Source organism: Sporichthya brevicatena (genome assembly GCF_039525035.1).
GTDB classification, from domain to species: Bacteria; Actinomycetota; Actinomycetes; order Sporichthyales; family Sporichthyaceae; genus Sporichthya; species Sporichthya brevicatena.
The window spans coordinates 78,846-96,223 of the sequence record NZ_BAAAHE010000044.1 but is presented as its reverse complement, the minus strand read 5'-3'; the positions used below and the strand labels follow the sequence as shown (position 1 = coordinate 96,223).

At 71.3% G+C, this 17,378-nt stretch carries 20 protein-coding genes and 2 tRNA genes; 14 read left to right on the top strand and 8 right to left on the bottom strand.

Annotation, left to right across the window (positions count from 1 at the left end; all coding sequences use genetic code 11):
• The first annotated feature begins 16 nt into the window (after positions 1-16).
• From ABD401_RS20430 to ABD401_RS20415, 4 genes are all read left to right on the top strand, one after another.
• Complete coding sequence (locus ABD401_RS20430; RefSeq protein WP_344608182.1) at positions 17-793, top strand: fumarylacetoacetate hydrolase family protein; 777 nt, start codon at positions 17-19, stop codon at positions 791-793.
• Complete coding sequence (gltX, locus tag ABD401_RS20425; protein ID WP_344608180.1) at positions 790-2,265, top strand: glutamate--tRNA ligase; 1,476 nt, start codon at positions 790-792, stop codon at positions 2,263-2,265. Before ABD401_RS20430 ends, gltX begins: the two co-directional genes overlap by 4 nt.
• Positions 2,266-2,330: 65 nt before the next feature.
• A tRNA-Gln gene (locus ABD401_RS20420) sits at positions 2,331-2,402 on the top strand.
• A gap of 81 nt (positions 2,403-2,483) precedes the next feature.
• Positions 2,484-2,556 (top strand) — tRNA-Glu (locus ABD401_RS20415).
• Positions 2,557-2,708: 152 nt separating this feature from the next.
• Here ABD401_RS20415 and ABD401_RS20410 read toward each other — a convergent pair.
• Entirely contained in the window at positions 2,709-3,320 is a 612-nt protein-coding gene (locus tag ABD401_RS20410; RefSeq protein ID WP_344608178.1) for a restriction endonuclease, read from the bottom strand.
• A gap of 109 nt (positions 3,321-3,429) precedes the next feature.
• Positions 3,430-4,338 carry a haloalkane dehalogenase gene (locus ABD401_RS20405; RefSeq protein WP_344608176.1) on the bottom strand — a complete coding sequence of 303 codons (909 nt, stop codon included), beginning with the start codon at positions 4,336-4,338 and terminating at the stop codon, positions 3,430-3,432.
• A gap of 106 nt (positions 4,339-4,444) precedes the next feature.
• Between ABD401_RS20405 and ABD401_RS20400 the strand changes: the two genes are divergently transcribed.
• Genes ABD401_RS20400 through ABD401_RS20390 form a run of 3 tightly spaced genes read left to right on the top strand, consistent with a single transcriptional unit; the run spans position 4,445 to position 6,379 of the window.
• Positions 4,445-5,056, top strand: a complete 612-nt coding sequence (locus ABD401_RS20400) for a TetR/AcrR family transcriptional regulator (protein ID WP_344608174.1) — start codon at positions 4,445-4,447, stop codon at positions 5,054-5,056.
• Positions 5,053-5,925, top strand: a complete 873-nt coding sequence (locus ABD401_RS20395; protein ID WP_344608172.1) for an oxygenase MpaB family protein — start codon at positions 5,053-5,055, stop codon at positions 5,923-5,925. Before ABD401_RS20400 ends, ABD401_RS20395 begins: the two co-directional genes overlap by 4 nt.
• A 25-nt stretch (positions 5,926-5,950) precedes the next feature.
• Positions 5,951-6,379, top strand: a complete 429-nt coding sequence (locus ABD401_RS20390; protein ID WP_344608170.1) for an ester cyclase — start codon at positions 5,951-5,953, stop codon at positions 6,377-6,379.
• Between the two features lie 34 nt (positions 6,380-6,413).
• Here the strand turns inward: ABD401_RS20390 and ABD401_RS20385 are convergent, their stop codons facing one another.
• Both ABD401_RS20385 and ABD401_RS20380 read right to left on the bottom strand, forming a co-directional pair.
• Positions 6,414-7,544 carry a trans-sulfuration enzyme family protein gene (locus ABD401_RS20385; RefSeq protein ID WP_344608168.1) on the bottom strand — a complete coding sequence of 377 codons (1,131 nt, stop codon included), beginning with the start codon at positions 7,542-7,544 and terminating at the stop codon, positions 6,414-6,416.
• Positions 7,544-8,371, bottom strand: a complete 828-nt coding sequence (locus tag ABD401_RS20380) for an IclR family transcriptional regulator (protein ID WP_425566208.1) — start codon at positions 8,369-8,371, stop codon at positions 7,544-7,546. The genes ABD401_RS20385 and ABD401_RS20380 overlap by 1 nt, the downstream gene beginning before the upstream one ends.
• 103 nt (positions 8,372-8,474) lie before the next feature.
• Here ABD401_RS20380 and leuC point away from each other — a divergent pair, with 103 nt between their 5' ends.
• From leuC to ABD401_RS20365, 3 genes are all read left to right on the top strand, one after another.
• Positions 8,475-9,884 (top strand): 3-isopropylmalate dehydratase large subunit, encoded by a 1,410-nt coding sequence (gene leuC, locus ABD401_RS20375; RefSeq protein WP_344608166.1) that lies wholly within the window; start codon positions 8,475-8,477, stop codon positions 9,882-9,884.
• A 12-nt stretch (positions 9,885-9,896) separates the two neighbouring features.
• Positions 9,897-10,508 carry a 3-isopropylmalate dehydratase small subunit gene (leuD, locus tag ABD401_RS20370; RefSeq protein ID WP_344608164.1) on the top strand — a complete coding sequence of 204 codons (612 nt, stop codon included), beginning with the start codon at positions 9,897-9,899 and terminating at the stop codon, positions 10,506-10,508.
• A gap of 270 nt (positions 10,509-10,778) precedes the next feature.
• Entirely contained in the window at positions 10,779-11,465 is a 687-nt protein-coding gene (locus ABD401_RS20365) for an HU family DNA-binding protein (protein WP_344608162.1), read from the top strand.
• 75 nt (positions 11,466-11,540) lie between these two features.
• Here the strand turns inward: ABD401_RS20365 and cofC are convergent, their stop codons facing one another.
• Positions 11,541-12,197: a 2-phospho-L-lactate guanylyltransferase gene (cofC, locus tag ABD401_RS20360; RefSeq protein ID WP_344608160.1), complete on the bottom strand. Its 657-nt coding sequence runs from the start codon at positions 12,195-12,197 to the stop codon at positions 11,541-11,543.
• 63 nt (positions 12,198-12,260) lie between these two features.
• On the opposite strand from cofC, the gene ABD401_RS20355 reads away from it, so the two are divergent.
• Together ABD401_RS20355 and ABD401_RS20350 are read left to right on the top strand one after the other, a co-directional pair.
• On the top strand, positions 12,261-13,007 hold the full coding sequence (locus tag ABD401_RS20355; protein WP_344608158.1) for a lysophospholipid acyltransferase family protein: 747 nt from the start codon (positions 12,261-12,263) through the stop codon (positions 13,005-13,007).
• A 45-nt stretch (positions 13,008-13,052) separates the two neighbouring features.
• Entirely contained in the window at positions 13,053-14,180 is a 1,128-nt protein-coding gene (locus ABD401_RS20350; RefSeq protein ID WP_344608156.1) for a D-alanine--D-alanine ligase family protein, read from the top strand.
• Here ABD401_RS20350 and ABD401_RS20345 read toward each other — a convergent pair.
• Together ABD401_RS20345 and ABD401_RS20340 are read right to left on the bottom strand one after the other, a co-directional pair.
• A complete protein-coding gene (locus ABD401_RS20345; protein WP_344608154.1) occupies positions 14,177-14,770 on the bottom strand; it encodes a DUF3515 domain-containing protein in 594 nt (197 codons plus the stop codon). The genes ABD401_RS20350 and ABD401_RS20345 overlap by 4 nt on opposite strands.
• Positions 14,749-14,982 (bottom strand): Lrp/AsnC family transcriptional regulator, encoded by a 234-nt coding sequence (locus tag ABD401_RS20340; protein WP_344608152.1) that lies wholly within the window; start codon positions 14,980-14,982, stop codon positions 14,749-14,751. The genes ABD401_RS20345 and ABD401_RS20340 overlap by 22 nt, the downstream gene beginning before the upstream one ends.
• A 38-nt stretch (positions 14,983-15,020) precedes the next feature.
• Here ABD401_RS20340 and ABD401_RS20335 point away from each other — a divergent pair, with 38 nt between their 5' ends.
• Positions 15,021-15,995 (top strand): thiamine-phosphate kinase, encoded by a 975-nt coding sequence (locus ABD401_RS20335; RefSeq protein ID WP_344608150.1) that lies wholly within the window; start codon positions 15,021-15,023, stop codon positions 15,993-15,995.
• The gene (gene thiD, locus ABD401_RS20330; protein ID WP_344608148.1) at positions 15,992-16,801 is read left to right on the top strand and encodes a bifunctional hydroxymethylpyrimidine kinase/phosphomethylpyrimidine kinase; all 810 of its coding nucleotides are present in this window, start codon (positions 15,992-15,994) and stop codon (positions 16,799-16,801) included. Before ABD401_RS20335 ends, thiD begins: the two co-directional genes overlap by 4 nt.
• A 280-nt stretch (positions 16,802-17,081) precedes the next feature.
• Here the strand turns inward: thiD and rpmB are convergent, their stop codons facing one another.
• Positions 17,082-17,267: a 50S ribosomal protein L28 gene (gene rpmB / locus ABD401_RS20325; protein WP_028984888.1), complete on the bottom strand. Its 186-nt coding sequence runs from the start codon at positions 17,265-17,267 to the stop codon at positions 17,082-17,084.
• Positions 17,268-17,378 lie beyond the last annotated feature (111 nt).

The window sequence follows — 17,378 nt, the reverse complement described above, 5'->3', positions numbered from 1 at the left end:
CGGGTAGCCTCCGTGGGTGCGAATTGCGCGGTTCACCTACGAGAATTCCCAGTACTTCGGCGTGATCGAGGGCGACCCCGGCTCCGAGGTCGTCGCCGTCGTCGAGGGCGACCCGATGTACACGCCGGTCAAGCCAACGGGGCAGCACGTTCCGCTCGGGGACGTGAAGCTGCTGGCGCCGGTCATCCCGCGGAGCAAGGTCGTCGGCATCGGGCGGAACTACGCCGACCACGCGGCCGAGCTCGGCAACGACGTGCCGGCCGAGCCGCTGTTGTTCCTCAAACCGAACACGACGGTGATCTCGCCCGGCGACGCGATCGGGTACCCGGCGCAGTCGACCGAGGTGCACTACGAGGGCGAGCTCGCGGTCGTGATCGGCCGCCTGTGCCGGGACGTCCCGGTCGAGCGGGTGCCCGAGGTGATATTCGGCTACACCGTCGGCAACGACGTCACGGCGCGGGACCTGCAGCGAAGCGACGACCAGTGGACGCGGGCGAAGGGCTTCGACACCTTCTGCCCGCTGGGTCCGTGGATCGAGACCGACCTCGACGTCAGCGATCTCGCGGTGACGACGACGCTCAACGGTGAGACCAAGCAGGCCGGGCGGACTTCGCAGATGGTGCACAAGGTCCCGGACCTGGTCGCGTACATCACGTCCGTGATGACGCTGCTTCCGGGCGACGTGATCCTGACCGGGACCCCCGCCGGCGTGGGCCCGATGAAGCCTGGTGACGCGGTGGCGGTGACGGTGGAGGGCATCGGCACCCTGACGAACTCGGTGGTGGCGCGATGAGCGCGAACAGCAACGTGCGTGTCCGGTTCGCCCCGTCCCCGAGCGGCGACCTGCACGTCGGCAACATCCGCACGGCGCTCTACGACTGGGCGTACGCCCGGCACACCGGCGGGACGTTCGTGTTCCGCATCGAGGACACGGATCAGTCCCGCGTCACGCCGGAGTACATCGCCGCGGCGGTGGAGTCGATGCGGTGGCTCGGCCTGAGCTGGGACGAGGGCCCCGAGGTCGGCGGCCCCCACGCGCCGTACCAGCAGTCGCAACGCCTGGAGATCTACCGCGAGTGGGCGCAGCGCTTCCTCGACTCCGGGCACGCCTACTACTGCTACGAGAGCCCCGAGGAGGCCGAGGCGCGGGTCGCGCGGCAGAAGGCCGCCAACTCACCGATCGGCTACGACGGGCACAGCCGCGACCTCGCCCCGGAGCAGCGCGCCGCCTACGAGGCGGAGGGCCGCAAGCCGGTCATCCGCTTCCGGATGCCGGCGGGCACCACGACCTTCACGGACCTGATCCGCGGCGAGGTCACCTTCGAGAACAGCACCGTCCCGGACTTCGTCCTGGTGCGGGCCGACGGGTCGCCGCTGTACACGCTCGCGGTCGCGGTCGACGACGTGCTGATGAAGATCACGCACGTGGTCCGCGGCGAGGACCTGCTCTCCTCGACCCCGCGTCAGATCGCCGTGTACCGCGCGATGGGCGTCGCCGACGAGGACATCCCGACGTTCGCGCACCTGCCGTTCGTCATGGGCAACGACAACTCGAAGCTCTCGAAGCGGCACGGTGCCGTGACGATCGGTCAGTTCCGCGCGGACGGCTATCTGCCCGAGGCGATGTGCAACTACCTCGCGCTGCTCGGCTGGTCGATGGGCGACGACCGCGAGGAGTTCTCGCTGGAGGAGCTCGCGCAGGCGTTCACCCTCGACCGGGTCAACACCAGCCCGGCGCGCTTCGACCCCAAGAAGCTCGACTCGATCAACGCCGCCTGGATCCGCCGCCTCGACTCCGCCGAGTTGGCGAACCGCGTCGCCCCGTTCCTCGCCGAGGCCGGGGTGATCGCGGACCCGGCGACGCCCGCGGAGCTGGAGACGCTCGCCGCCGCGGTGCCGCTGATCCAGGAGCGGCTGGTCACGCTGGGGCAGGCCGTCGACATGCTGCGGTACCTGTTCGTGGCGGACGTCACGATCGACCCGGACGCCGCCGCGTCGATGCGGGGACCGGAGTCCGAGGCCGTCCTCAAGGCCGGCATCGACGCGCTGGAGGGGCTGAGCGCCTTCGCCGCCGCCGACATCGAGTCCGCCCTGCGTGCGGCGCTGATCGAGGGCCTGGGCCTCAAGCCCAAGGTCGCGTTCGGGGCCCTGCGCGTCGCCCTGACCGGCCGGAAGGTCTCCCCGCCGCTGTTCGAGTCGATGGAGCTCCTCGGCCGGGACGCGACCCTGGCGCGCCTGCGCGCCGGACTGGCCGCCCTGTCCTGACCACGTCCGGCGACCCGGTATCATCGATCCCCGGTGCGCGAGCCCGATCGGCGAGCCACCACCCATGGGGTATGGGGTAATTGGCAGCCCGGCTGATTCTGGTTCAGCTAGTCTAGGTTCGAGTCCTGGTACCCCAGCGCAGTGCGGATTTCCGATCCGGAACAACCCTCCGGTAAGGTCCCGTGCGCACCACACGGCGCAAGCCGTGAGCACCACCTGGCCCCGTTGTGTAGCGGCCTAGCACGCCGCCCTCTCAAGGCGGTAGCGCGGGTTCGAATCCCGTCGGGGCTACAGAGAGCGAACCCCCTGCTTCTCGGCAGGGGGTTCGTCTGTTTGCGGGACCCGTTCTGCCGCCAAAAAGGGGTGACACCCTTTCTGGCGCAGAAAAAGGGTGTCACCCCCAGTGGTACGGGTGGGACGGCCGCCGCCGACCGGCGCGGGGATCAGGCCCCGAGGTGCGGGGTGAGCCGGGTCGGCCGGCCGGTGAGCCAGGTGGCGAGCTGGGTGCGGTCGAGCAGGACGAGGCCGCGGGACTCGCCGAGGGCGAGGGCGGAGCGGGTGAACCGGCCCGTGGTCACGAGCACCGGCAGGTCGGTGGCACGGACGCCGAGGGTGTCGTCGAGAAACCGCTGCACGGCGGCGGCGCCGAGCCGGCGCCGCGGGGCGTCGCGGTGGCACCGGACGAGGACCGTCCGGCCCGTCGGGGTGTGCCCGAGGACCTCGCTGCTCAGGTCGACCCGCGAGGTCGGCGCGTGGACACCGCCGACGTCGTCGCGGCGCAGCAGCGACGCGACGAGCAGTTGCAGCTCCCGGCACGTCATCCTGTCGACGTCGGCGATCGAGACCGGCGCCGGCCCGGCCGCGCGGGCCGCCTTGGGTTCCGGCGCCTGGGTCACGCGGTGCCAGGCGCTGACCGCGACCAGGACAGCCCCGCCCGCCGGCAGGGCCGCGACCGGGTCGCGCTCCACCCACGCCAGATAGGCGAACAGCAGGACCACGACGACGACCGCGCGCACCATCCAGTCCGCGAATCGGATCAGGACGTCGGCGGACACCACTGGATCGTTGTGCTGCGTCACTTTTCCCCCCGGAAAGCCGCAGGCCTCGATCGTGGCCGACGCGGGGGCGCGTTGCGTACTCGCTATCCGGTTAGGTTCCCGCGCGTTACTCCGTCCTGATGACCGACAGCACCGCGGCGGCGAGGTCGGCGGGGGCGTCCTCCTGGACGAAGTGGCCGGCGTTGGCGATCGTCGGGTGGTCGAGGCCGGCGGCGCCGGGAATCGCGCGGCGCAGGATCGGGCCCATCGCGCCGGTGATCGGGTCGCTGTCGGAGAACGCGGTCAGGAACGGGCGCTCCCACGCCGTCAGGACCTTCCACGCGGCGCGGTTGGCCTCCGACGCCGGGTCGTCGGGACGGTAGGGCACGAGGCTCGGCATCGCCCGCGGACCGGCCTTGAAGCGCTCCTCCGGGAACGGCGCGTCGTAGGCGGCGCGCGCCTCGGGGGAGAGGCCGCGGACGCACCCGGCCGCGACGAAGCGCCCGATGTCGAGCGACGGCGCCGACTGCACCGACTCGCGGAACCGGTGCCAGACCGCCGGCATGTCCTGGTCGCCGGTCGGCAGCCCGGTGTTGGACGCGACAACCCGGGCGAAGCGATCGGGGTGCTCGGCGACGAGGCGCAGCCCGATCAGCCCGCCCCAGTCCTGCCCGACCAGCGTCACGTCGCGCAGGTCGAGACAGTCGAACAGCAGCGCGCGCGTCCACTCGACGTGACGGGCGTAGGTGTGGTCGGACACCTCGGCGGGCTTGTCCGACCGGCCGAACCCGACGAGGTCGACGGCGATCACCCGCAGGCCCGCGTCGACCAGCGGCGCGAACAACCCGCGGTAGAGGTAGGACCACGTCGGCTCGCCGTGCAGGAGCAGGACCGGGGGACCGAAGGCCGGACCGGCCTCGACCCAGGCCATCCGCAACGCCTGCCCGTCCCCGGCGGGGACCTCCGCGTAGCGCGGTTCGTGGTCGAACCCGACCAGTCCGGCGAAGCACCCGTCCGGCGTGCGCAGCAACTCCATGCGGGAATCGTTTCAGCGCGGCGCGGCGGGAACCAGCCCTTGACGGGGCCGTCCGCGGTTCGTAACGTCGAGTAAGTTACAAATTGTAAGTTATGGAAGGGGGCCCGTGACCCGTCGTCGGATGTCCGCCGCGGCCCGTCGGGAGCAGCTGCTCGACGTGACGTTGGACGTCGTCATCGCCGAGGGGTTCTACGCCGCCACCATCGACCGCGTCGCTCGCGAGGCCGGCGTGACCCGGACGCTGATCTACTCCCAGTTCGGCGACCTGCCCGGCCTCGTGTCCGCCCTCGTCGACCGCGAGACCGCGACCGCGATGCTCGGCCTGGCCGAGGCGCTCGCGCCGATGCCCGACGACGCCGACTTCGTCGAGGTCGCTGAGGCGCTGCTGCGCGCGACCGTGGCCGCCGTCCAGCGCGCCCCGCGGAGCTGGGCGATCCTGCTCAACCCGCCCGAGGGCGGGCCACCTGAGCTCCACGAGCGCATCGCCGCCGGCCGCGCCCTGGCGCGCGCCCACGTGCAGGCGCTGCTGATCAGCCGACTGCCGGACGAGATCGCCGACCCCGAACTCGCCGCGCACATCCATCAGATGCTCGGCGAGGAACTGGTCCGCCTCCACGTGCGGGATCCCGAGCGCTACCCCCTGACCCGAATGCTCCGTCAGATCCGCGAGAGCGCCACCGGCACCCTCGCGGCGCACACGAGGAGGGCCCGCCGATGACCACGACCGAACCCCGCGAGACGAAGTCCGCCGTCAATTCCGATGCGAAGGCCGGCGCCCCGCTCGGCCCCGGTTCGCTGACGTGGAAGTACCACGGCGACCGCCGCGGTCTGCTGTTCATGTGGCGCACCGGCACGCTGCAGAACATGCACCCCGCGGTGAACTCGGCCCTGCAGCAGAAGTCGAACTTCTTCGACAACCCGTGGGACCGGCTGTTCCGGTCGATCCCGCCGATCCTCGGCGTCGTCTACGACGACCAGCCCGACGACACCGGCGCCCAGGTGCGCGACTTCCACCGCGAGATCAAGGGCGACGACGACGGCCACGGTCGCCGCTGGTCGGCGCTGAACCCCGACACGTTCTGGTGGACCCACGTCACCTTCGTCGAGACGATCATCGCGATCAACGAGTTCTTCGGGACGCCGCTGACCGACGAGGAGAAGGACCAACTCGTCAAGGAGGGCGTCACGTGGTGGCGCCGCTACGGGCTCTCCGAGCGGCCCGTGATCGACAACTGGGCCGACTTCGAGGCCTACTTCAACCACATGCTCGACCACGAGCTCGAGCACAACGCGACCACGCGCTGGGCGGTGTCCGCCGACGAGCAGGCGATCCCGGCGCCGCCCGGCATCCCCGGCCCGGTCTGGAAGGTGCTGGAGCGGCCGACGTCCCGCTTCAACCGGTGGCTCGGCGCCGGCCTGATGCCGCCGAAGGCCCGCGAGATCCTCGGCCTCGAGTGGCGGACCCGCGACCAGGTGGCGCTGCGGGTGATGGGCGAGGTGGTCCGGCGGACGTGGCCGCTGCTCCCGGCGAGGGTTCGCCTGAACCCCCGCGCATACGATGCGATCAAGCGGGCCGAGGCGGCCTGATCGCACCGGAAGGCAGGACAGACGCATGAGCGGCAACGTGGCCATCGTCGAGCACGCGATCGAGTGCCTCAACAACGGCGATCTCGAGGGCTACATGTCGATGTACAGCCCCGACGCGCAGTTCGTCGGCTATCCCGCCCAGGTCCCGCCGACCTACGAGGGCGTCAAGGCGTTCTACGCCGACCTCCTCCGCGCGCTCGGCCGCTTCGAGGTCGAAACCATCGATCTCTTCGGCGCCGGTGAGCGCGTCGTCGCCCGGTTCACTCTCTCCGGCTTCCACGACGAGGAGCTCCTCGGTGCGGAGCCGACCAAGCACGGCGTTTCGATCGAGGGCCTGACGATCCTGTACTTCGTCGACGGCAAGGTCATGCACCGCGTGAACCGCATCGACGAGCTGTCGTTCCTGAACCAGATCGGGATCATCCCGACCCCGGGCGCGACCAGCACCGGCTGATCCTCAGTCAGGCCGCGCGGGTCGGGCGGAGCGCTCAGCCCAGCGAGTTCAGCGCCTGGTCCAGATCGGCCCACAGGTCCTCGGCTTCCTCGACGCCGGTGGAGAGGCGGACCAGCCCTTCCGGGATCGACGGTGACTCCCCGGCCCAGCGCCGGCGGCGTTCGAGCGTCGACTCCACCGCGCCGAGGCTGGTCGCGTTGACCCAGAGCTTCGTCGCCGCGCAGAACGCCTCGGCGGTCGGGCCGTCGGCGAACTCGACGGACAGGATCGCGCCGAAGGTGCGCATCTGCGCGGCGGCGCGGGCGCGGCCGGGGTCGTCGGGCAGCCCGGGGTAGCGGACGCGCTTGCAGGCCGGGTGGGCCGCGAGCCGCGGTGCGAGAACGGCCGCGTTGGCGGCTGCGCGTTCCAGCCGCAGGTGCAGCGTGCGCATGCCACGCAGCGCGAGCCACGTCTCGAGGACCCCGGCCGCGGTGCCGGAGAGCCGGCGGTGCTCCTTCATCCGGTCGCGCAGGTCCTCATCGGTGCACACGACCGCACCGAGGACGGCGTCGCTGTGCCCGGCGAGGAACTTCGTCGCGGAGTGCATGACCACGTCGGCGCCGAGCGCGAGCGGGTTCTGCCCGAACGGCGTCGCGAACGTGTTGTCGACGGCGACCAACGCGCCGGCGGCGCGACCGGCCGCGCACACCGCGGGCAGGTCGGCGACCTCGAGAGCCGGGTTGGTCGGCGACTCGATCAACACCAGGTCCGCACCGTCGCAGGCCGCGACGACCTGGTCGGTGTCGGCGACGTCGACCTGGCGCAGCGTCAGCCCGGTGCGGCCCGCGGCGACGCCAAGCTGCCCCAGCGTCCCGAGGTACGCGTGGCGCGGCACGACGACGACCGCATCGGCCGGCACCAGGCTCACGATCGCGCCGACGGCGGCCAACCCCGACGGGAAGACGAGTCCGTGCCCACCCTCGAGTGCGCCGATCGCGGTCTCGAACGCCGACCACGTCGGGTTCCCGTGCCGGCCGTACTCGATGTCGCCGCCGGCGTGGAAGACCGACGCCTGCACCAGCGGCTGGTTGAGCGGGGCGTCCGGGGTGCGGTCCGGCCGGCCCGCGACGACCGCGAGCGTCTCGCGTGACAGTGCCTGCCCGGTCGGCTCCTGCGGCCCCGGCATCAGCGGCCCCCAGCCCGACCCGGTCGCGCGGGTCGACGGCCGACCGGACGGGTGGGTGTGCGTTCCGGGGCGGGGGAGAGGTCGCCGCCCGCCGCGCGGCGCAGCACCTCGGTGAGCTTCTCGGCCGCGGCGGTGACGGCGGCGGCGTGCAGCCGCCCGGGCTGCCGGCTCAACCGGTCGATTGGTCCCGACACGGAGACGGCGGCGACGACGCGGTTGCTCGGACCGCGCACGGGCGCGGACACCGACGCGACGCCGGCCTCGCGCTCGGAGACGCTCTGCGCCCACCCGCGGCGGCGCACCGCGGCGAGCGTCGTTGCCTCGAAGCGCGCGCCCTGCAGTCCGCGGTGCAGTCGCTCGGGCTCCTCCCACGCGAGCAGCACCTGCGCGGCGGAGCCGGCCGTCATCGGCAGCGACTCCCCGACGGGCACGGTGTCGCGCAGACCGGACAGACGCTCCGCGGCCGCGACGCAGATGCGGTGATCACCCTGACGCCGGTAGAGCTGCGCGCTCTCCCCGGTGATGTCGCGCAGGTGCGCGAGCACGGCGGGCGCCGCGGCGAGCAGTCGGTCCTCACCCGCGGCGGCGGCGAGCTCACCCAGGCGCGGGCCGAGGACGAACCGGCCCTGCATGTCGCGTGAGAGCAGCCGGTGGTGCTCGAGCGCGACGGCCAGCCGGTGCGCGGTCGGGCGGGCGAGGCCGGTCGCGGCCACCAGGGACGCGAGGGTGGCCGGTCCCGCCTCCAAGGCGTTCAGGACGGCGGCGGCCTTGTCCAGCACGCCAACTCCGCTGGCATCGACCAAACCGGGTGAGCTATCGTTGTCCATGGATTGATATTGCCGTCTCGCATTCTGAGATGCAAATTCCCCGCCGACTCGGCGGGGGGATGAGTTCACCGGGCCGGATCGGCCCGCTGCGGAGGAGGACCGGATGGGGCGAACCCTCGCCGAGAAGATCTGGGACGCGCACGTCGTACGTCGTGCGGAGAACGAGCCCGATCTGTTGTACATCGATCTGCACCTGGTGCACGAGGTGACCAGCCCGCAGGCCTTCGACGGTCTCCGGGCCGCCGGCCGCCCGGTCCGCCGCCCGGACCTCACCCTGGCCACCGAGGACCACAACACCCCGACCCTTGACATCGACAAGCCGATCGCCGACCCGGTGTCGCGCGCGCAGATCGAGGCGCTGCGTCGCAACGCCGCGGAGTTCGGTGTGCGCATCCACTCGCTCGGTGACATCGACCAGGGCATCGTCCACGTCGTCGGTCCGCAGCTGGGCATCACCCAGCCCGGCATGACGATCGTGTGTGGCGACTCGCACACCTCGACCCACGGCGCGTTCGGTGCCCTCGCCTTCGGCATCGGCACCAGCCAGGTCGAGCACGTGCTCGCGACGCAGACCCTCCCGCTCGACCGGCCGAAGACGATGTCGGTCACCGTGAACGGGACACTGCCGGTCGGCGTGACGGCGAAGGACATCATCCTCGCGGTCATCGCCGAGATCGGGACCGGCGGCGGTCAGGGCTACGTCATCGAGTACCGCGGCGAGGCGATCCGCAACCTGTCGATGGAAGGCCGCCTGACGGTCTGCAACATGTCGATCGAGGCGGGCGCGCGGGCCGGTCTCGTCGCCCCCGACGACGTCACCTTCGAGTACGTGAAGGGCCGCCCGCACGCCCCGACCGGTGCCGAGTGGGACGCCGCCGTCGCCGCCTGGCGCGAGCTCTACACCGACGACGACGCGGTCTTCGACAAGGAGGTCGTGCTCGACGCCTCGACGCTCACCCCGTTCGTGACCTGGGGCACCAACCCGGGTCAGGGCGCACCGCTCGGCTCGCAGGTGCCCGACCCGGCGAGCTTCGCCGACCCGAGCGAGCGCACCGCCGCCGAGCGCGCGCTGGAGTACATGGGACTCACCGCGGGTCAGCCGCTGCGCGACATCCGGGTCGACACCGTCTTCCTCGGGTCGTGCACCAACGGCCGGATCGAGGACCTGCGCGCCGCCGCCGACGTGATCAAGGGTCACAAGGTCGCCGACGGTGTCCGGATGCTCGTCGTGCCCGGCTCGGCGCGCGTGCGGCTGCAGGCCGAGTCCGAGGGCCTCGACACGATCTTCAAGGAGGCCGGCGCCGAGTGGCGCTTCGCCGGTTGCTCGATGTGCCTGGGCATGAACCCCGACACGTTGTCGCCGGGGGAGCGGAGCGCGTCCACCTCCAACCGGAACTTCGAGGGCCGGCAGGGCAAGGGCGGTCGTACGCACCTGGTCTCGCCGCTCGTGGCCGCGGCCACCGCGGTCACCGGCCACCTGTCGTCCCCGGCCGACCTGGCCGCTGCGAAGTAGGGAGAACGTCCGATGGAAGCCTTCACCACGCACACCGGCCGGATGGTTCCGCTGCGCCGCAGCAACGTCGACACCGACCAGATCATCCCCGCCGTCTACCTCAAGCGGATCACGCGCGACGGATTCGAGGACGGGCTCTTCGCCGAGTGGCGCAAGGACGCCGAGTTCGTCCTCAACGCTCCCGAGCGCGCCGGCGCGACGGTGCTCGTCGCCGGCCCGGACTTCGGCACCGGTTCCTCCCGCGAGCATGCGGTCTGGGCCCTGCAGAACTACGGGTTCAAGGTCGTCATCTCGTCGCGCTTCGCCGACATCTTCCGCGGCAACTCGCTCAAGGGTGGTCTGCTCACCGTCCAGCTGCCGCAGGACGTCGTCGACCGGCTCTGGGAAGCGACCGAAACTGACGCCTCGACCACCGTCACCGTCGACCTCCAGACCCGCACCGTGACGTGCGGCGAGGTGTCGGTCGGGTTCGACATCGACGACTACACGAGGTGGCGTCTGCTCGAGGGACTGGATGACATTGGTCTCACGTTGCGCCACGAGGGGGATGTCGCCGCATTCGAGGCGAAACGGCCTTCGTACCTCCCCAAGACGTTGCCGATCCCGTCCTCGCTGACGTCGTAGGCCTGGCCGCAACACCGATCGAAGCCCTCAATTCCCTTGAAAAACAAGGGAATTGAGGGCTTCGTCGTTGAGACGGTCTTCCACGTCGACCGGGGCGAAAGGGCGCGACCGCGATGCAAAGGCGTCTCTGCACTACCTCACGCCGAGGGAAAACTCCTTGCGACACAACGATGTTTCAAACGCCAGGTGATTGTTTACATCGCCCTATAGCTCTAACTTTCCCGTTGAGCCGGGCCTAGTGGTGCCCGTATCCGGCGTCGGAGGGACGCAATGAACAAGACGCAGCTGATCGATGAGCTGGCTACCAGATTCAGTGGCAACAAGAAGGCGGCTTCGCAGGCTCTCGACGCCGTCGTCGACACCATCACCCGCGCGGTTGCCCGTGGCGAGAAGGTCGGCATCACCGGGTTCGGTGTGTTCGAGAAGGTCGAGCGTCCCGCTCGAATTGCTCGTAACCCAGCCACCGGTGCTCAGGTGAAGGTGAAGAAGACCAGTGTTCCGCGCTTCAAGGCGGGCACCGGCTTCAAGGACGTCGTCAGTGGGGCGAAGAAGCTTCCTGCTGTCACCGTGACCGCGATCGAGTCGGTGGGTGAGACCGCCAAGCCGACCGTGAAGCGCGTTGCGGCTGCGGTTGCGAAGAAGTCGCCCGCCAAGAAGACCGTGACGAAGAAGGCCGCGGCGAAGAAGGCTGCCCCGGCCAAGAAGGCGGCGGCGAAGAAGGCTGCTCCCGCCAAGAAGGCGGCGGCGAAGAAGGCTGCTCCCGCCAAGAAGGCTCCGGCCAAGAAGGCGGCGGCGAAGAAGGCTACTCCCGCCAAGAAGGCTGCGGCCAAGAAGGCTCCGGCCAAGAAGGCCGTCGCCAAGAAGGCTCCGGCCAAGAAGGCTCCGGCCAAGAAGGCTGCGGCCAAGAAGGCTGCGGCGAAGAAGGCTCCGGCCAAGCGCGCTGCGAAGAAGGCCTGACACCAGCACGTCCACGACGCCGCCCGGTCGCTCGACCGGGCGGCGTCGTGCTGTGTTCGCAGGCCGGTTCGCAGGTCAGAGGCGGTCGAGCGCGCGCCGCGTGTACTCGCCGACCCCGAGTCCGAGCGCCTCGGTGAGATCGGCCGGAGTGTCGACGTCGCGTCGGACCGAGGGCAGGTCGTCGGCCCTGATCGCCACCGCGCCGGCGGCGATATGGGCGCGCAGCGAGTCCGCTCCGAATAGCGGCGTGAATTCCCCGGCGGCGACGAGATAGGCCGTCGTTCCCGTTCCCACGGCATCCGCGACAACGCCCCGGCCGACTTTCCCGGCTCGTTGCAAAGCGGTCGCGAGTTCCGTCGATTTCAGTGCCGGCAGGTCCGCCGAGAGCGCGCCGATCGCACATCCGGGATGCCGACTCGACGCCTCCGCCGCGCCGTGGCGCAATGCCGGATTGAGGCCCGCGTCGGGGGCGTCGGAAACCACCGCGGCACCGAGTTCGGTGACCAGTGCGGCCGCGGTGGGGTCGTCGGTGACGACGACGACCTCGACGACCGACGAGGTGCGCAGGGCCGCGGCGACGGTGTCGGCCGCGAACGCGAGAGCGAGCGCCGACCGGTGCGACGCCTCCGTGCTCAGTCGCGACTTCGCGAGGTGCAGCAGCTTCACCGGGACGACCAGGCACCACCCGGCGTCGCTCTCGCCGTCCCGCCCCTGCTGTCCCGTCGTGCTCACCGGCCGATCCTGTCAAGGCGGGGAGAGTGCGCGACGGGCAGGTCCGCGCGGGAGGATGGTGACGTGCCCCGCGATCGCAAGCGTCCGTGGTTCCGCGCCGCGGAAGCCACGTTGCTGCCGCCGCTGCTTCTGCTGGTCCGTCGTCGCTGGTCCGGCCAGGAACACATCCCGCGCACGGGCGGCGCGATCCTGGTGGCCAATCACATCTCGAAGATCGACCCGATCACCTTCGGGCACTTCGTCCACGGCGCCGGGAGAGTGCCGCACTTCCTCGCGAAGGTCGAACTGTTCCGGCACCCGCTGCTCGGCCGAGTGCTGCGCGGGACGGACATGATCCCGGTCTACCGCGGTGGGCAGAGTGCCAACGCGTCCGTGGACGCGGCCGTGCGGGCCGTCCAGGACGGTTTCTGCATCGTCGTGTACGCCGAGGCGACCATCACCCGGGACCCGGACCTGTGGCCGATGGTGGGCAAGACGGGTGCGGCGCGCATCGCGTTGAAGAGCGGGGCTCCGTTGATCCCGGTCGCGCAGTGGGGGCCGCACCGGATCCTGCCGCCGTACTCGCGCCGCCTGTCGCTGTTGCCCCGCAAGACCGTCCACGTGCGCGCCGGTGCACCGATCCAGCTCGACGACCTCGCCGACCGCGAGCCGACCCCGGAGGTTCTCGCGGAGGCGACCGAGCGGGTGATGGCGGCGATCACCGCCGAGCTCGAGACGATTCGCGGAGAACGTGCCCCGAAGGAACGTTTCGACCCACGCAAGGCGGGCGTCGCCGAGTACGGCAATCCGCACACCGATCCACGAGCGTGAGTTTCTGCCCGTCCGGCCCCGCTTTCCGCTGTACCGTCATGATCGATGAGCGCGAACACCAAGACCCGGGTCGCTGTGATCTTCGGTGGCCGGTCCTCCGAGCACGCCGTGTCGTGCGTGTCAGCGGGCAGCGTGCTGCGCGCCATCGACCGCACCGCCTACGAGGTCGTGCCGATCGGCATCTCGACCGAGGGCGGGTGGGTGCTCGCCGTGGACGACCCCGACCAGTTGGTCATCCGCGACGGCAAGCTGCCGCAGGTGGACGCCACCCGGCCGGCCGTCGTCCTGCCGGGTGACCCGACCGCGCGGGCTCTGACCGTCTTCGACGAGAGCCAGCCCTCGGGTGCGCTCGGCGAGATCGACGTCGTGTTCCCGGTCCTCCACGGCCCGTACGGCGAGGACGGCACCATCCAGGGCCTGCTCGAGATGGCCGACCTGCCCTACGTCGGCTCGGGCGTGCTCTCCAGCGCCGTCAGCATGGACAAGGCACACATGAAGGTCGCGCTGGCCGGCGCCGGTCTGCCGGTGTGCGACTACGTCGTCGTCACCGCGCGGCGGTGGAAGACGGAGAACGCCGCCGTCCGCGACGAGATCGCCGCCCTGGGGTGGCCGGTGTTCGTGAAGCCGGCCCGCGCCGGGTCCAGCGTCGGCATCACCAAGGTGAAGCGTCCGGAGGACCTCGACGCGGCGATGGCGGCCGCGCAGGAATGGGACCCGAAGGTCATCGTCGAGGCCACCGTGATCGGCCGTGAGATCGAGTGCGGTGTCCTCGAGGGCGTGGTCGGTCCCGAGGGTGTGCAGGGCGCGCCCGAGGCCAGCGTCACCGCCGAGATCCGCGTGCTCGGTGACCGCGAGTTCTACGACTTCGAGGCCAAGTACCTCGACGACTCCACCGAGCTCACCGTGCCGGCCGACCTCGACGAGGAGGTCGCCGCGAAGGTGCGCGCCCTGTCGGTCAAGGCCTTCGAGGCGCTCTCGTGCGAGAGCCTCGCGCGCGTCGACTTCTTCGTCTGCCCCGACGGGTCGGTCCTCGTCAACGAGGTCAACACGATGCCCGGGTTCACCCCGGTCTCGATGTTCCCCCGGATGTGGGCGGCGACCGGCGTCGACTACCCGACGCTGATCGACCGGCTGCTCTCCACCGCGCTCCAGCGGCGCTCCGGCCTGCGCTAGCGCGCCGGCGTCGGCTGCGGGGTCGGCTTCGGCTTCTTCGTCGGCTTCTTCGTCGGCCCGGTCGGGTCCGCCGTCGGGGTCGGGAAGAACTCGGGTCGGGCGGGGACGAACTGCAACGCTTGGGCGAGGTCGGCGAGCGGACCGACCGGCGGCTGCAGGGACGCGGGCACGACGACCTCGATGTAGGCCGCGCGGCCGACGGAGGTGAACACATTCGCGTCGTCGCGGGTCTCCGCGAGCCAGTCGATGCCGTTGACGGTGTTGAGCAACGACGTCGAGGTCAGGGCCTTCGGGCGCTCGACGCCGCACCGCAGGACGACCGGCGGCTCACCCCACGCCGCGGTGCGGTCGGTCTTCGGGCTGGTGTTCCGGCGCTCGCCGTTGTCGACCGTCGACGGCAGCGCCTGCTGCAGACGGGAGCAGATCGCGCCGACGTCACCGCTGGAGACGGGAACGGACACGTCGACGGCGCTGAGCCCGTCCTCGCCGCACGCGGTCGTCAGCGCGAGCGCAGCGGTCAGCAGCGCCGCAGTGCCTGCGGAGCGAGTTCGGGACGGCGCCGGCCGCGTCAGAGATTGACGACGGGGCACGTCAGCGTGCGGGTGATGCCGGCGACCGACTGCACCTTGGCGACGACCAGCTTGCCGAGCTCGTCGACCGACGTCGCCTCGGCGCGGACGATCACGTCGTAGGGTCCGGTGACGTCCTCGGACGAGGTGACCCCAGGAATGCCGGAGATCTGTTGCGCCACCACGGCGGCCTTGCCCACCTCGGTCTGGATGAGGATGTAGGCGTGAATCATGGTCGACCTCCGTGCGGGATGGCGGGGGCTGTGCCGTGATGGCGAACTTATCGGAAGGACCAGGCTTGGGCACGCCGTCGGTCGGCGACCTCGGGGAGTTCGGACTCATCGCCGCCCTCACCGCACGCCTGCCCCAGGGGCCCGGGGTGCTCCTCGGTCCCGGCGACGACGCCGCCGTCGTCGCGGCACCCGACGGTCGCGTCGTTGCGACCACCGACCTGCTCGTGGCCGACCGTCACTTCCGGCGGGACTGGTCGACACCGCACGACGTCGGCCGCAAGGCGGCCGCGGCCAACCTCGCCGACGTCGCCGCGATGGGAGCGACGCCGACGGCGTTGCTCGTCGGGTTCGCGGCACCCGCCGACCTGCCCGCCGCGTGGGCCGAGGAGTTCGCGGCGGGGCTCGCGGCGGAGTGCGCGCCGGTCGGTGCCTCGGTCGTCGGCGGCGACGTCGTGCGCGCCGAGCAGTTGCTGGTGGCAATCACGGCCCTCGGCGACCTCGGGGGAGTGCCGGCCGTCACCCGCGACGGGGCGCGGCCCGGCGACGTCGTCGCGGTGTGCGGGACGCTCGGCGCCTCGGCGGCCGGCCTCGCGGTGCTCTCCGCCGGTGTGAGGGGCCATCAGAGTCTCGTGCAGGCCCACCGCACGCCGACCCCGCCCTACGCCGCCGGGCCGGCCGCGGCGCGTCTCGGCGTGCACGCCTTGATCGACGTCAGCGACGGACTGCTCGCCGACCTCGGCCACGTCGCCGAGCGCAGCGGCGTCGCCGTCGACCTCGACTCGAGCGCCTTCGTACCCTCGGAGGAGCTGCGGGCCGCCGCTGCCGAACTCGGCGCGTCCGCGACCCAGTGGATGCTGACCGGGGGAGAGGACCACGCCTTGGCCGGATGCTTCGCGCCTGACGTCGAGTTGCCGGACGGGTGGGTGCGCGTCGGGCGCGTCCACGCCGGGAGCGGTGTCACCGTCGACGGCTCCGTGCCGACCGGTGTCGCGGGTTGGGACCACTTCCGGTGAGCGCACGCACCGCACCGCCGCGCGTCCTCACCATCGCCGGCTCGGACTCCGGCGGCGGCGCCGGGATCCAGGCGGACCTGAAGACGATGCTCGCCCTCGGGACGCACGGCATGAGCGTTCTGACCGCCATCACCGCGCAGAACTCCGTCGGCGTCCAGGGCGTGTGGGACCTCCCGAGCGAGGCCGTCGTCGCGCAGTTCCGTGCGGTCGTCGACGACATCGGCGTCGATGCGGTGAAGACGGGGATGCTCTCCTCGCCCGCCCTTGTCGAGACCGTCGCCGGCCTGCTGCGGCCGCTGGCCGAGGCGGGCGTGCCGATCGTCGTCGACCCCGTCGCGGTCTCGAAGCACGGCGACGCCCTGCTCGCCCCCGAGGCCGTCGAGACGGTCCGGACCCGGCTGATTCCGCTCGCCACCGTCCTCACGCCCAACCTGGACGAGGCGGCCGCCCTGACGGGCCAGAAGTACGCCGAGGAGGCGGACCTGCGTCCCGCCGCCGAGGCCGTCCACGCCCTCGGCCCGGCCTGGGTGCTCGTGAAGGGTGGTCACCTGCCCGGCGACGCCGTCGACCTGCTCTACGACGGCCACACCGAGCACCGCTTCCGCGCCCCGCGCCTGGACAACCGCCACACCCACGGGACCGGCTGCACCCTCGCCAGCGCCATCGCCGCCGGCCTCGCCTCCGGCCAGGACCCCGTCGCCGCCGTCGGCGCCGCGAAGACCTACGTCACCGAGGCCCTCGCCCGCGGCTTCGCCCTCGGCGCCGGCATCGGCCCCGTCGACCACGCCTGGCCCCTCCGCCCCTGAGCTCCGCACTGAAGATGACATCTTTAGTGCAGCCCGGTGGAGATGACATCGCTAGTGCAGTCGGGTGGAGATGACATCTCTAGTGCAGTCGGGTGGAGATGACATCTCTAGTGCGGTCGGGCCCCGGGCGGGCTCGGCTGCGCCGGGTGTGCAGGTGAGCCCCGGTTCGGCCGCGCCGGGCGGGGCTGATCTGCGCACTCGGGTGAATTGGGCGCGGGGCCGGACGAACGAAAACCGCCCGGCGGGAGCGCCGGGCGGTCTCGGGAAGTACGGGTCGCGGTTAGCGGACGACCTTGCCGGCCTTGATGCAGGACGTGCAGGCGTTGATCCGCTTGCGGGTGTTGCCGATCATGGCGCGGACCGGCTGGATGTTCGGGTTCCAGCGGCGCGAGGTGCGGCGGTGCGAGTGGGAGATGCTGTTCCCGAAGCCCGGGCCCTTGCCGCAGACGTCACAGTTGGCAGCCACGGTCATGCTCCTGACAGCTGGTGCGGACGATCGAAGTCGGACCCGGAGACCCGGGCCGAGGAGACAGGGTAGTCGAGCGCCCACGGCGGACGCCAATCGGCCCGTCCGCGC

What these genes read in the sequence shown, in the direction of transcription:
- gltX (WP_344608180.1), top strand. Translation starts at nt 790, where the DNA reads ATGAGCGCGAACAGCAACGTGCGTGTCCGGTTCGCCCCGTCCCCGAGC.
- ABD401_RS20405 (WP_344608176.1), bottom strand. Translation starts at nt 4,338, where the DNA reads ATGGAGTTGCTGCGCACGCCGGACGGGTGCTTCGCCGGACTGGTCGGG.
- ABD401_RS20395 (WP_344608172.1), top strand. Translation starts at nt 5,053, where the DNA reads ATGACCACGACCGAACCCCGCGAGACGAAGTCCGCCGTCAATTCCGAT.
- ABD401_RS20390 (WP_344608170.1), top strand. Translation starts at nt 5,951, where the DNA reads ATGAGCGGCAACGTGGCCATCGTCGAGCACGCGATCGAGTGCCTCAAC.
- ABD401_RS20385 (WP_344608168.1), bottom strand. Translation starts at nt 7,544, where the DNA reads ATGCCGGGGCCGCAGGAGCCGACCGGGCAGGCACTGTCACGCGAGACG.
- ABD401_RS20380 (WP_425566208.1), bottom strand. Translation starts at nt 8,371, where the DNA reads ATGGACAACGATAGCTCACCCGGTTTGGTCGATGCCAGCGGAGTTGGC.
- leuC (WP_344608166.1), top strand. Translation starts at nt 8,475, where the DNA reads ATGGGGCGAACCCTCGCCGAGAAGATCTGGGACGCGCACGTCGTACGT.
- leuD (WP_344608164.1), top strand. Translation starts at nt 9,897, where the DNA reads ATGGAAGCCTTCACCACGCACACCGGCCGGATGGTTCCGCTGCGCCGC.
- ABD401_RS20365 (WP_344608162.1), top strand. Translation starts at nt 10,779, where the DNA reads ATGAACAAGACGCAGCTGATCGATGAGCTGGCTACCAGATTCAGTGGC.
- ABD401_RS20350 (WP_344608156.1), top strand. Translation starts at nt 13,053, where the DNA reads ATGAGCGCGAACACCAAGACCCGGGTCGCTGTGATCTTCGGTGGCCGG.
- ABD401_RS20340 (WP_344608152.1), bottom strand. Translation starts at nt 14,982, where the DNA reads ATGATTCACGCCTACATCCTCATCCAGACCGAGGTGGGCAAGGCCGCC.
- ABD401_RS20335 (WP_344608150.1), top strand. Translation starts at nt 15,021, where the DNA reads ATGGCGAACTTATCGGAAGGACCAGGCTTGGGCACGCCGTCGGTCGGC.